This is a genomic window from Streptomyces spinosus, assembly GCF_020400655.1.
GTDB lineage: Bacteria > Actinomycetota > Actinomycetes > Streptomycetales > Streptomycetaceae > Streptomyces > Streptomyces argyrophylli.
The window spans coordinates 205802-218218 of the sequence record NZ_JAINRC010000015.1 but is presented as its reverse complement, the minus strand read 5'-3'; the positions used below and the strand labels follow the sequence as shown (position 1 = coordinate 218218).

12 protein-coding genes are annotated in these 12417 nt (G+C 73.3%); 10 read left to right on the top strand and 2 right to left on the bottom strand.

The window, feature by feature from the left end; all coding sequences use genetic code 11:
- Positions 1-67 precede the first annotated feature (67 nt).
- From LG395_RS28265 to LG395_RS28235, 7 genes are all read left to right on the top strand, one after another.
- Complete coding sequence (locus tag LG395_RS28265) at positions 68-532, top strand: MarR family transcriptional regulator (RefSeq protein WP_225811664.1); 465 nt, start codon at positions 68-70, stop codon at positions 530-532.
- Between the two features lie 197 nt (positions 533-729).
- Entirely contained in the window at positions 730-1761 is a 1032-nt protein-coding gene (gene glnII, locus LG395_RS28260) for a glutamine synthetase (RefSeq protein WP_225811663.1), read from the top strand.
- 493 nt (positions 1762-2254) lie between these two features.
- Positions 2255-2830, top strand: coding sequence for a winged helix-turn-helix domain-containing protein (locus tag LG395_RS28255; RefSeq protein ID WP_171156950.1), 576 nt, complete (start codon positions 2255-2257; stop codon positions 2828-2830).
- A 201-nt stretch (positions 2831-3031) separates the two neighbouring features.
- On the top strand, positions 3032-4081 hold the full coding sequence (locus LG395_RS28250) for an NAD-dependent epimerase/dehydratase family protein (protein WP_225811662.1): 1050 nt from the start codon (positions 3032-3034) through the stop codon (positions 4079-4081).
- Between the two features lie 31 nt (positions 4082-4112).
- On the top strand, positions 4113-5390 hold the full coding sequence (locus tag LG395_RS28245) for a sensor histidine kinase (protein WP_225811661.1): 1278 nt from the start codon (positions 4113-4115) through the stop codon (positions 5388-5390).
- Positions 5375-6028 carry a LuxR C-terminal-related transcriptional regulator gene (locus LG395_RS28240; protein WP_171156944.1) on the top strand — a complete coding sequence of 218 codons (654 nt, stop codon included), beginning with the start codon at positions 5375-5377 and terminating at the stop codon, positions 6026-6028. Before LG395_RS28245 ends, LG395_RS28240 begins: the two co-directional genes overlap by 16 nt.
- A 136-nt stretch (positions 6029-6164) precedes the next feature.
- On the top strand, positions 6165-7715 hold the full coding sequence (locus LG395_RS28235; RefSeq protein ID WP_225811660.1) for a DUF1996 domain-containing protein: 1551 nt from the start codon (positions 6165-6167) through the stop codon (positions 7713-7715).
- Positions 7716-7795: 80 nt separating this feature from the next.
- Here the strand turns inward: LG395_RS28235 and LG395_RS28230 are convergent, their stop codons facing one another.
- Positions 7796-8188 (bottom strand): hypothetical protein, encoded by a 393-nt coding sequence (locus LG395_RS28230; protein WP_225811659.1) that lies wholly within the window; start codon positions 8186-8188, stop codon positions 7796-7798.
- A gap of 115 nt (positions 8189-8303) precedes the next feature.
- Between LG395_RS28230 and LG395_RS28225 the strand changes: the two genes are divergently transcribed.
- The 3 genes from LG395_RS28225 to LG395_RS28215 all read left to right on the top strand — a co-directional run bounded on the left by LG395_RS28225 (position 8304) and on the right by LG395_RS28215 (position 11569).
- The gene (locus tag LG395_RS28225; protein WP_225811658.1) at positions 8304-8804 is read left to right on the top strand and encodes a tetratricopeptide repeat protein; all 501 of its coding nucleotides are present in this window, start codon (positions 8304-8306) and stop codon (positions 8802-8804) included.
- A gap of 49 nt (positions 8805-8853) precedes the next feature.
- Positions 8854-10773: a hypothetical protein gene (locus tag LG395_RS28220; RefSeq protein WP_225811657.1), complete on the top strand. Its 1920-nt coding sequence runs from the start codon at positions 8854-8856 to the stop codon at positions 10771-10773.
- A 106-nt stretch (positions 10774-10879) separates the two neighbouring features.
- On the top strand, positions 10880-11569 hold the full coding sequence (locus LG395_RS28215) for a TetR/AcrR family transcriptional regulator (protein WP_225811656.1): 690 nt from the start codon (positions 10880-10882) through the stop codon (positions 11567-11569).
- Here the strand turns inward: LG395_RS28215 and LG395_RS28210 are convergent.
- Positions 11566-12384, bottom strand: a complete 819-nt coding sequence (locus tag LG395_RS28210) for an SAM-dependent methyltransferase (RefSeq protein WP_225811655.1) — start codon at positions 12382-12384, stop codon at positions 11566-11568. The genes LG395_RS28215 and LG395_RS28210 overlap by 4 nt on opposite strands.
- Positions 12385-12417: the final 33 nt, after the last annotated feature.

Genomic DNA, 12417 nt, shown 5'->3' with positions numbered 1-12417 from the left:
GCGGCTCCCCCTATCATCTCGCTCAGCAAGATATTCGCCGAGCGAGATGATAGCCGGGAGGCCCCCCGTGTCCACCCCGTCCGGCCCCGCCCCGGGGGCCGCGCTGGAGATCGTCCACCTGCTGCGTGCCACCACCGTCGAACTCGGTCTGCACAGCGCCCGGTTCGCACACCGCAACGGCATGCACCCCACGGACGTGCGCGCCCTGATCGCGCTCATGGACGCGCGCCGCGCGGGCGAGGAGATGAGCGCCGGGCGGCTCGGTGGCGTGCTCGGGCTCAACTCGGCGGGCACGACCGCGCTCGTCGACCGGCTGGAGGGGGCCGGGCTGGTGCGCCGGGTGCGCGGCGAGCGGGACCGGCGCAGGGTGGTGATCGAGGTGGAGGACCGCGCGGTGGAGCTCGGCTGGGCCTTCTTCGGACCGCTGATCGAGCGCTCGGTGGAGCTGCTGCGCGGCTGTGACGACCACCAGCTCGCGGCGATCCGGGACTTCCTCACCGGCGTACGGGAGGCCGCCGCCGGCGGACGGTGAGCGGCCGGCACCTCACCCGGCGCGGCCTCACCAGGTGAGCCGGGACCCGGAATGACCAGGTAACACGGGGTTCACGGACGGGCAATGGACGGGAAACGGCCTGTTGACAGGCTGCCCGGCAGATCGAGCGGCGCACCGGTGCCGCAGCGCCGCAGCAACGCGCGTGCACCCGACCCACCCCCGAAGGATGTGGCCCCGTGGTCTTCAAGGCTGAGTACATCTGGATCGACGGCACCGCGCCGACGGCCAAGCTGCGTTCCAAGACGAAGATCATCGCGGGTGCCCCGGCCGGTCTCGACGCGCTGCCGGTCTGGGGTTTCGACGGCTCCTCCACCAACCAGGCCGAGGGCCACTCCTCGGACTGCGTGCTCAAGCCGGTCTTCACCTGCCCGGACCCGGTCCGCGGCGGCGACGACGTGCTGGTGCTGTGCGAGGTCCTCGACACCGACATGAAGCCGCACCCGTCCAACACCCGCGCCGCGCTGGCCGAGGCCGCCGAGCGGTTCGCCGCGCAGGAGCCGGTCTTCGGCATCGAGCAGGAGTACACCTTCTTCGACGGCTCCCGCCCGCTGGGCTTCCCCGAGGGCGGCTTCCCGGCCCCGCAGGGCGGCTACTACTGCGGTGTCGGCGCCGACGAGATCTTCGGCCGGGAGATCGTCGAGGCCCACCTGGAGAACTGCCTGAAGGCCGGTCTCGGCATCTCCGGCATCAACGCCGAGGTCATGCCGGGCCAGTGGGAGTTCCAGGTCGGCCCGCTCGCCCCGCTGGAGGTCTCCGACCAGCTGTGGGTGGCCCGCTGGCTGCTGTACCGCACCGCCGAGGACTTCGGCGTCTCCGCGACCCTGGACCCGAAGCCGGTCAAGGGCGACTGGAACGGCGCGGGCGCGCACACCAACTTCTCCACCAAGGCCATGCGCGAGGGCTACGACGCCATCATCACCGCGTGCGAGTCGCTCGGCGAGGGTTCGAAGCCGCTGGACCACGTGAAGAGCTACGGCGCCGGCATCGACGAGCGGCTGACCGGCCTGCACGAGACCGCCCCCTGGGACAAGTTCTCCTACGGCGTCTCCGACCGCGGCGCCTCGGTCCGCATCCCGTGGCAGGTCGAGAAGGACGGCAAGGGCTACATCGAGGACCGCCGCCCGAACGCCAACGTCGACCCGTACGTGGTGACCCGCCTGCTGGTGGACACCTGCTGCACCGCGCTGGAGAAGGCCGGCCAGGTCTGATCCGTACCGACGCGTCCGAGGGGCGCCCGCCGTGACGGCGGGCGCCCCTCGCGCGCGTGCACGCCCTGATCCGCCCCGCCGCCGTCCGAGGAGTGAGACGGTGATCCGGCCACCGACGGGCCGCGGAAGGGCGCTGACCAGGGCGTAAAGCCGGGGTCCCGGGTGGACGCAACGTCAATTTCACGCCAAGGAAGCGTCCAAGCAGTGAGAGATGACTCCTGCCCGGCGCACGCCTCTGCTTCAATGGGCGCATGAACGGCTTCCAGCAGATCACCGCGACGGGTCGCCACGACCTTGAGCCGTTCTGGCCTTCCCGTCAGCACCACGACTTCGACCGTGTGTGTCGCCCCGCGAGGAACGCGCGGGCCCTCTAAAGCCGTACACCCCGGCCTTCGGCCAGCGCGGAACGACGTACGTCCTCCGGCGCGCCCGACCACGAATCGCGGCCGCCGCACCTTCCGACGAACCTCTCGCGCGAAAGAGCTGACCTCTCATGGCGACCACCCGTTCCCTGTCCACCGCCACCCTGTCCGCCCCCGCCGCGAACGGCACCCGGCACCGGCTGCGCGCCGTCGACCGGGACGAGGTGGTGGACGTCGCGGACTTCCTGCCGCCCGGCGCCACCTGGCTGCCCGCGCCGCAGCACACCCTGCCGACCCTGCCGGGCCAGCCGCCGATGGTCGGCTACCTGGTGCTGGTCCCGGCCGACCAGCGGCCCCCGTTCCTGCCGGTCGCGGTCCCGGACCAGCCGGACACCGAGGCCGCCTCCGGCACCGAACCGCTGGTGCGGATCGACCCCGTGCGGCGCACCGCCAGCGTCGACGGCCGTGAACTCGACCTGACCTACCTGGAGTTCGAGCTGCTGGCGCACCTGGTGGCGCACCCGCACCGGGTGCACACCCGCGACCAGCTGGTCACCACGGTGTGGGGCTACGGCCACGTCGGCGACGGCCGCACCGTCGACGTCCACATCGCCCGGCTGCGCCGCAAGCTGGGCGCCGAGCACCGCCAGGCGATCCAGACGGTGCGCCGGGTCGGCTACAAGTACACCCCGCCGACCGCCCGCTGACGATCCGCCTCCGGCCGGACGCCGACTGCCACAGTCCTGGCACCACCGTCCGTACGGCCCCGGCGGGGCCGAGGGCGGTCGCCGGGCTTCGGTGCCGGGCCGCCGGCCGTGCGCTTCGGGTGCGAGCCGGGTGCCGGGGCCCCGCTCTGCCCTCGGCAGAGCCCCGCGCCACCACCGCCCGGACCGGGCACGATCCCCGGCATGAGACTTCTCGTGCTGGGCGGAACGGAGTTCGTGGGACGGGCCGTGGTGGAGGCCGCGCTTCGACGCGGCTGGGAGGTGACCGTCTTCCACCGGGGACGGCACCAGCCCCCGGCCGGGGTGCGGTCGCTGCACGGCGACCGCACCGCGCCCCACGGCCTCGCCGCCCTCGCGGCGGACGACGGCGGGGGCTGGGACGCCGTGGTGGACACCTGGTCGGCCGCCCCGCGCGCCGTGCACGAGGCGGCCCGGCTGCTGCGCGGCCGGGCCGGACGGTACGCGTACGTCTCCAGCCGGTCGGTGTACGCCTGGCCCTGGCCGCGCGGCGGCGCGGAGGACGCCCCGCTGGTCGGGGGCGCGGCCGCGGACGCCGGGGCGACGGACTACGCGCGGGACAAGCGCGGCGGGGAACTGGCCGCCGTGGAGGCCTTCGGCGCGGCGGACTCGCTGCTGGTCCGGGCCGGACTGATCCTCGGCCCGTACGAGAACGTCGGCCGGCTGCCCTGGTGGCTGACCCGGATCGCCCGCGGCGGCCCGGTCCTGGCGCCCGGCCCGCGCGACCTGCCCGTGAGTTACGTCGACGTGCGCGACCTCGCCGAGTGGCTGCTCGGCGCGCTGGAACACGGGCTGTCCGGGCCGTACGACCTGGTGAGCCCGCCCGGCCACACCACCATGGGCGAGCTGCTCCAGGCGTGCCTGCGGGTCACCGGCGCGGACGCGGAACTGCGCTGGACCGACCCGGAGGCGATCCTGGAGGCCGGTATCGAACCGTGGACCGAGCTGCCGGTGTGGGTGCCGCCGGGCGGCGAGACGCACGACGCCGTGCACGGCGCGGACGTGTCGCGGGCGGTGGCCGCGGGGCTGGTGTGCCGGCCGGTGGGCGAGACCGTCGCGGACACCTGGCGGTGGCTGACGGAGATCGGCGGCAGCGCGCCGCAGCGCCCGGACCGTACCCGCACGGGCCTGGATCCGGAAGTCGAGGCGGAGTTGCTGGCGCGGACCGGGGGTGTACCTGGCACCACCCCCCAAGAGGGGCCCTCGGACGACTGACCCCGGCGCGGCCTTGGGCAAGACTGACGGCATGAACACCGACGAAGACAGGGCCGGCTTGCGCGCCCAGGCGAAGGAGACGCTGCTGGCCGCCGTGCAGGGGCTGGTGCTGGCCGTCGTGGTCCTGCCGTGCGGGGTGGCGTTCCTCGCCCTGACGCTCCTGTCCGTGGCGCTCGTCCCGCTCGGCATCGGGCTCGTCACCACCCCGGCGGTCCTCACGGGGGTGCGGGCGCTGGCGGACGCCCGCAGGAGGCTCGCGGCCGAGTGGTGCGGGGTCACAATCCCCGCGGTGTACCGGCCGCTCCCGGCGGGCGCCAACCCGTGGACGCGCACCGTCGCGCTGCTCGGGGACCCGCAGGTACGGCGGGACGCGCTGTGGCTGCCGGTCGACATGACCGCGGGATTCGTCACCGCGCTGCTGCCGGCGGTGCTGGTGTTCTTCCCGGTCCAGGGGCTCCTGGTGGGCGCCGGGCTGTGGAGGGCGTACGCCGGCGAACCGGGCGCCGTCTACTGGTACGCGTTCGTGCCGGTCACCGGCCAGGCGACGGCCCTCGGCGCCGCAGCGCTCGGCGCCGTGGTCCTCGCCGCCACCTGGCGCCTCCCGCCGCGCCTGCTCACCGCGCACTTCACCCTCACCCGGGCCATGATCGGCGCCTCCCACGCCGCGCTCGCCGAGCGGGTCCAGGTGCTGACCGAGACCCGGCGGGACGCGGTCGACACCTCGGCCGCCGAACTGCGCCGCATCGAACGGGACCTGCACGACGGGGCACAGGCCCGGCTGGTCGCCATGGGCATGGACCTCGGCACCATCGAGATGCTGGTCGAGCGGGACCCGGCACAGGCGAAGAGGCTGATCGCCCAGGCCCGCCGGAACTCCGCCGACGCCCTGGAGGAGCTGCGCGACCTGGTGCGCGGCATCCATCCGCCGGTCCTCGCCGAACGCGGGCTCGGCGACGCCGTACGGGCGCTGGCGCTCCGGCTGCCGCTGGTCACGGAGGTCACCGTGGAGCTGCCCGGCCGCGCGGACGCGCCGGTCGAGTCGGCGGCCTACTTCGCGGTGAACGAGCTGCTCACCAACGCGGTCAAGCACTCCGGCGCCGACCGGGTGTGGGTCGACGTGCACCACACCGACGGCCGGCTGCGGGTCACCGTCACCGACAACGGCCGGGGCGGCGCGTCGGTCGGGGCGGGCTCGGGGCTCGCCGGGGTGGAGCGCCGGCTCGGTACATTCGACGGCGTCCTGGCCGTCAGCAGCCCCGCGGGCGGTCCCACCATGGTCACCATGGAGATCCCGTGCGTGTTGTCCTAGCCGAAGACCTCTTCCTGCTGCGCGACGGCCTGGTGCGGATGCTGGAGGCCTACGGCTTCGAGATCGCCGCGGCCGTCGAGTCCGGACCGGAACTCGCCCGCGCGCTGGACGAGCTGGAGCCGGACGTGGCCGTGGTCGACGTACGCCTGCCGCCGACGCACACCGACGAGGGCCTGCAGTGCGCGCTCGCGGCGCGGCGGGCGCGGCCGGGACTGCCGGTGCTGGTCCTCTCCCAGCACGTGGAGCAGCTCTACGCGCGCGAGCTGCTCGCCGACGGCAACGGCGCGATCGGCTATCTCCTGAAGGACCGGGTGTTCGACGCGGAGCAGTTCATCGACGCCGTACGGCGGGTGGCGGCGGGCGGTACGGCGATGGACCCGCAGGTGATCCGGCAACTGCTGTCCCGGCGGTCGGCCGGCACCACGCCGCTCGGCCGGCTCACCCCGCGCGAGCGGGAGGTGCTGGAGCTGATGGCGCAGGGCCGGTCCAACGCGGGCATCGCGGCACAGCTCGTCGTCACGGAACGGGCGATCGCCAAGCACACCTCGAACATCTTCGCCAAGCTGGGCCTCGAGGTGTCGGACGACGACAACCGGCGTGTCCTGGCGGTCCTCGCCCATCTCGACCGCGACCGGTGAGCTGCCAACTCCCTTGTGACGAAGAGGAATTTGTGAGGCCGGTGAACACCTCCGGGGCGGCGTCCGTATGGAAGGGCGCCGCTTCACTCCTGTCGGGCGCCTCGATGCTGCCCCGCAAGGAAGTCAGAGGAGTTCCATGGGACGCAACACACGAAAACGCCGTACGCCGCTGGCCACCAAGGCCATAGCCGCATCGGCGGCCCTAGCGCTCGGTGGGGGCGGGCTGATCTGGGCGAACTTCTACGCCTCGGCTCACGAGTCGGACAACCAGTCGTGGGGAGGCAACCAGACGAAGGCCGCGACGGCGCAGGTCGCGACCATCTCCTGCCCGGACGTGGGCCAGAAGCTCACCAACGTGCCGGCGCAGGCCCGTACCGAGGTCGCCGGGGAGCTGGCCAACCTGGACCGCCAGATCACCGACGCCTACCAGCGCTTGGCGACCACGCGGGACGCGCAGGCCAGGGACGCGAGCTTCGTGCAGAACTCCATCCTTCAGCCGCTCCAGGACCGGCGGAAGGTGATCCTCGACCGGATCAGGCTGGAGATCACCCGTGTCGGCGGCACCGCTCCCGGCAGCCTCGACACCCTGGTCAACTGCACGGCGCAGAACGCCAACCAGACCACCGCCGGCGGCCAGCAGAACGGCGGGCAGCAGCAAGGCGGCCAGCAGAACGGCGGGCAGCAGCAGGGCGGCCAGCAGAACGGCGGCCAGCAGCAGGGCGGCCAGCAGGGTCAGAACGGGCAGCAGGGCAACATCGGCGGGCAGGCCGGCAACGGCCCGGTCGCGGCCGACTTCGTGGACATCACCAAGGTCCAGGCGAACGTCAAGGCCAAGCCGCGCGCCGGCCGCAACGCCTCGACCGGCTCCTTCACCACGCGCTGCGGTGTGAACGCCAACAAGAACCACAACACCGACAACGTGATCGTGGCGCCCGGTGTGGCCAACGGCGCGCACCACCTGCACGACTACGTCGGCAACCAGAAGGTCAACGCCTTCTCCAGCAACCAGACGTTCCTCCAGGCCGCCACCAGCTGCCAGAACCAGAACGACCTGTCGTCGTACTACTGGCCGGTGGTCCGCGTCCAGGACGGCACCCAGGACTTCGACCAGAACGCCGACGGCGGTGGCAAGGAAGGCAACGTCGGCCGCATCCTGACCCCCGTGCAGGCGCAGATCAAGTACGTGGGCAGCCCGCGCGGCAAGGTCGTCGCGATGCCGCAGTTCCTGCGCATCATCACCGGTGACGCCAAGACCACCACCAACGGTCTGGCCAACGCCAACGCGCACTGGAGCTGCACCGGCTTCGAGAACAAGGTCCAGCTCACCACGCAGTACCCGATCTGCCCGCAGGGCAGCAAGGTGGTGCGGACGTTCGCCTTCCAGAGCTGCTGGGACGGCCAGAACGTCGACAGCGCCAACCACCGCACGCACGTCGCGTTCGCCGACCCGAACGGCAACTGCCAGAACGGCTTCAAGGCGATCCCGCAGCTGACGATGCGCCTGGTGTACGACATCACGCCCCCGACCGTGCAGAACGGCCAGGTGAAGAACGCCTACGCGGTGGACGGGTTCCCGGAGCAGCTGCACAAGGCGGCCACGGACCACGACGACTTCATCAGCGTCACGAAGAACGGTCTGGCCAACAAGATCGCCAACTGCGTCAACCGCGGTCAGAAATGCTCGTGATCCCGTAACGGGCGCAAGACAGAAGGCCGGTGACGAACCCCCCTCCCGTCACCGGCCTTCGCCGTGCCCGGACGCGCTCGTCAGCCGCTGTGCCCGTGGTGGTCGGCGCCGTCCTCCAGGTCGCCGCCGAGCGTGCCGCGCAGCGCCTTGACCACCCCGTCGTCGCCGACGGCGACCCACTTGCGGCCGACCAGGTAGTGGCCGCCGTAGTCCTTGGCGTCGTTGATCCACTCGCGCTGGCCGCGGTCGGTGGCGAAGGTGGCGAGGATGAACCTGCCCTTCCCGGTGCCGCAGATGGCCTGGCGGATCTCGTCCGCGTCGGTCTGCATGTTCGGCTCGCACTTCACCTCGGCGGCCAGGTGTTCCAGGCTGCCGGTCGCGGTGGGCGGCACGGACTCCGTCCTGCCGCCCGAGCCGCAGCCCGCCAGCGCCAGTACGGCCGCGGCGCCGAGCAGCAGTCCTGTCAACCTCATCTGTTTCCTCCGGTCCGGTGTGCCGAGCGTGCCCCAGCGCCCTCGGATACGGCTCCCGCGCGCGCTGCGCTCAAATCCGGTGACCGGGCGCGCACGGGTGTGCGAAGGTGACGCGGTGAACCAGAACTGGGAAGACCGCGTGACCGCCGCCTGGGCCGCCTTCGACGAGTATCCAGAGGAACGCGCGCACGAGTTCCGCTCCCTGATCGACACCCTCGTCGCCGAACTGCCGGACGACAGCCCGCTCGGGCCCTTCGAGCGGGCCTGCGCCTGGGACTCCACCGGGCACTCCGACAAGGCGGTGCCGCTGTACCGCGAGGCGCTGGCCCGCGGACTGGACGGGTACAAGGGCCGCCGGGCCAGGATCCAGCTGGCGAGTTCGCTGCGCAACACCGGACAGGCGGAGGAGGGCGTCAAGCTGCTGACGCCCGAACTCGACGCCCCGTCCGACGAGCTGGACGACGCGGTACGGGCCGCGCTCGCCCTGTGCCTGTCCAGCCTGGGCCGCGACCGCGAGGGCCTGTCCCTGGTGCTCGGAGCGCTCGCCCCCCACCTGCCGCGCTACCAGCGCTCCATGGCCAACTACGCGCGCGCCCTGGTCGAACCCGGGGTGTGAATCACTCGTCCGGCGGTGACCAACCGCCGGCCCGCTCGTTCTCCCGGACGTGCAGTCACAGGATGTGTCCCAGCGTCACGCGCCCTCCCCCGGGGGGCCCGCCGGCCCGGCCGGCTCCGAGCAGGCCGAGGCCGCGCTCGTCGAGCACTACCCCCGGCTGGTCCGGTTCGCCTACCTGGTGCTGCCGCCGGGCCTCGGGCGCAGCCGCCGGGTCCTGACCGCACACGCCCTCGTCCAGCGCGCCCTGCCCCGGGGCCGCAAGCAGCCGTCCGTGATCCCGGCCCAGGCCCCCGGCCGGGAGGCCGACCCCGGCTACGCCTACCTGCGCGAGCGGGTCCTGTGCACGGCCCTGGCGGCGGCCCGCCCCCGCAGGGGCCTGCCCCGGCTCACCCAGCTGCCGCCGCCGCTGCCCCAGGTGTGGGGTCTGAAGCTGTTCCCGCGCTCCGGCGGCGCCGACGAACTCGCCCTGGACCAGCGGCTGTCCGCCCTGTCCGGTCCGGCGCGCGCCGCCTACGTCCTGCGCGGCCTGGAGAGGCTGCCCGACCCGGACATCCGCGACCTGCTCGACGCCGCCGGGGTCCGCGACCCGGGTGGCGCGCTGGCCTCGGCGAACAGCGTGCCCATGCAGCCGGGGCTGCTCGCCTCCCCCGAGTTCGACCCCTGCTCGCTCCAGGCCCGGCCCGGCGACCTGACGCGCCGCCGCCGGCACACCAAGGCCGCCCTCGCCGCGGCGGCGGCCCTCGCGGTGTGCGGCGCGCTGGTCGCCCTGCCGGGCGGCGGCTGGGGCCCCGACGGCCCCGCCGCCCCCTCCTACGCCGGGAACCCGGCCGCCGAGGCCGCCCTCGACCCCGGCAAGGTGGTCCGGGTCTCCCCCACCGCCTGGCGGACCTCGGCCCGTACCGACTTCTCCGTGTGGCCCGCGCGCGGCCCGCTCACCGGCGACCGGGCCCTGCTGCGCCGCGCCCTCGCCGTCTGGGCCCGCCCCGGGGACACGGTCCGCGTCTCGGCGACCCCGGGCACCCAGACCGGCGGCCCGGCCGGCCCGCCCCAGCTGCTGTACGCGGGCGAGGTCGACACCGCCCGGGTGGTGATCCTCTACGACGGCCTGCGCATCGCCCGCTACGCCGAGCCGAAGAACGGCACGCGGGGCGCGGCCCTGGACTTCGCCCGGGTCGACGGGGCCACGGACGCCGGGGCGAGCGCGCTGGTGCTGGGCCGCTCCGACGGCAACGTCCGCTATCTGACCGCCCCGTGGGTGACGAAGGCGGCGCAACGGGACCTGACGAAGCCGGACGCGCCCGCGACGCCGCTCGCCCTCGCCGACGGCGTCACCGCGCCGCTGGCCAGTCCCGCCGTACGGACCGGCGGCTGCGCCTCGTGGACCGTGCTCCAGCTGACCGACGCCTCCGGCACCCGGCTCACCACCGACCTCGGCGAGCTGGTCCCGGCCCACCTCACGGCCGGCCGGCCCGGAGCGGCCGGGGAGGCGTCCGACGGGCGCGGCCTGCGCACCTGGGCGCCGTTCGCCTGCTCCATGGCGGCCGAGCGCTCGTCGGGCATCCGCAGCGTCAACGCCTGGGCGTACGCCGAGCAGCCGCTGCCCGAAGGCACCGGGACCGGTGCGTGGGTGTGCACCCGGGCGGAGACCTGGCGCGGTGACGGCACGGCCGTGCTGGCCCAGTTCCGCACGCCGGGCGGGGCGGCCGGGGCGGTCGTCGCCAAGGGCACGGACGTGCCGGCCTGCGGACCGCGTGATCCCCATGTGCTGGCCGGGGTGCTGTGGAAGTCGGCGGCGGGGAGCTGGTACCTGCTGGCCGCGGGCAGCGAGGGGACGTCGTCGGTCTCCGCGACGGGCGGGGTGACCGCGTCCGGGCAGGGGCCGCTGCTCGCCGTCAAGGCCGAGCAGGGCGCGCGGGCGGACCTGAAGGGCACCCTGACGGACGGTCGGGAGATCAGCGGGCTGCACTAGCCGCCAGGAGCGATCGGCTCCGGTCCGCATCTCCCCGACGCGGGGTGATCACCTGGTTCCCCGCGAGCGATCACGGGCGGCCGGAATCGATCGGTAAAGTGTTCGCATGAGTACCGGGGTTCGCCGCAGGATGGGTGTCGAGGAACGTCGGCAGCAGCTGATCGGCGTCGCCCTCGACCTGTTCAGCCGACGCTCACCCGACGAGGTCTCCATCGACGAGATAGCCTCGGCGGCGGGCATCTCGCGGCCGCTCGTCTACCACTACTTCCCGGGCAAACTCAGCCTGTACGAGGCCGCGTTGAAGCGTGCGTCGGAGGACCTCGCGAGCCGTTTCGCCGAGCCGCGCGAGGGCCCGCTGGGCGCCCGTCTGCATCGCGTGATGGGCCGCTTCTTCGACTTCGTCGACGAGCACGGTCCCGGTTTCTCGGCCCTGATGCGCGGCGGCCCGGCCGTCGGCTCCACCACGACCAACGCGCTCGTCGACTCCGTCCGGCAGGCCGCGTTCGACCAGATCCTGTCGCACCTGGGCGTGAGTGAAGCCTCCCCGCGCCTGGAACTGGTCGTCCGCTCCTGGATCTCGCTCGCCGAGTCGACGGCGCTGATCTGGCTGGACGGCCGGCGCATCCCGCGCGCCGAGCTGGAGAAGCAGCTCGTGCAGGACTTCGCCGCGCTGGCCGCCGTCAGCGCCGCCTACGACGAGAGCATGGCGGCGGTCCTGCGCGGCGCCCTCCGGGAGGAGCCGGCCGAGAGTCCGTTCGGCGAACTGGTCGGCCGGCTGATAGCGCTCGCCTCCTAGGGCTTGATGCCCACCCCCGTCCACAGGCTGACCTCGGCGTCCGTCGGGGTGTCGGAACCGGGCCGGGCAGGGTCGGGGCGCCAGTGGTGGCCCACGGTGACGCCCGGGTCGAGGAGGTCGAGCCCGTCGAAGAAGCGGGTGACCTCGGCACGGGAGCGGAACCGCACCGGGGTGCCGGCGGAGGTGTAGATGTCGGTGACCTTCTGCCAGGTGTCCGGGTCGAAGTCGGGCGTGCAGTGGCTGAGTGCCAGGGCGCTGCCGGAGGGCAGGATGGCGAGCAGGCGACGGACGATGCCGTACGGGTCCTGGGCGTCGGTGACGAAGTGCATGAGGGCGTTCAGGGACAGCGCCACGGGCCGGCTCAGGTCCAGTACCGCGGTGAGCTCGGCGGAGTCCAGCAGCGTGTCGACGTTGTTGACGTCCGCCTCTATGTACGTCGTACGGCCCTCGCGGGTACTGCGCATGAGGCGCTCGGCGTACTTGAGGACGAGCGGGTCGTTGTCGGCGTAGACCACCCGGGCGTCGGGGACCACGGACTGGGCCACCTGGTGCAGGTTGGGCTCGGTGGGGATGCCGGTGCCGATGTCCAGCCACTGGCGGATGCCGTGTTCCCGGGCGAGGACGCGGGTGGCCCGGTGCATGAAGGCCCGGTTCTCACGGGCGCACACGAAGATGGCGGGATACGCCTCGGCCACGCGTTCGGCGGCCTGCTTGTCGACCTCGAAGTGGTCCTTGCCGCCGAGGTAGTAGTCGTACATGCGGGCGGAGTGCGGCCTGCTGGTGTCGATACTCCGTGTGGGCTGCGAGCTGGTCATCCTGTCCCTTTCGGTGGGGGGTGCGTCGGCTGT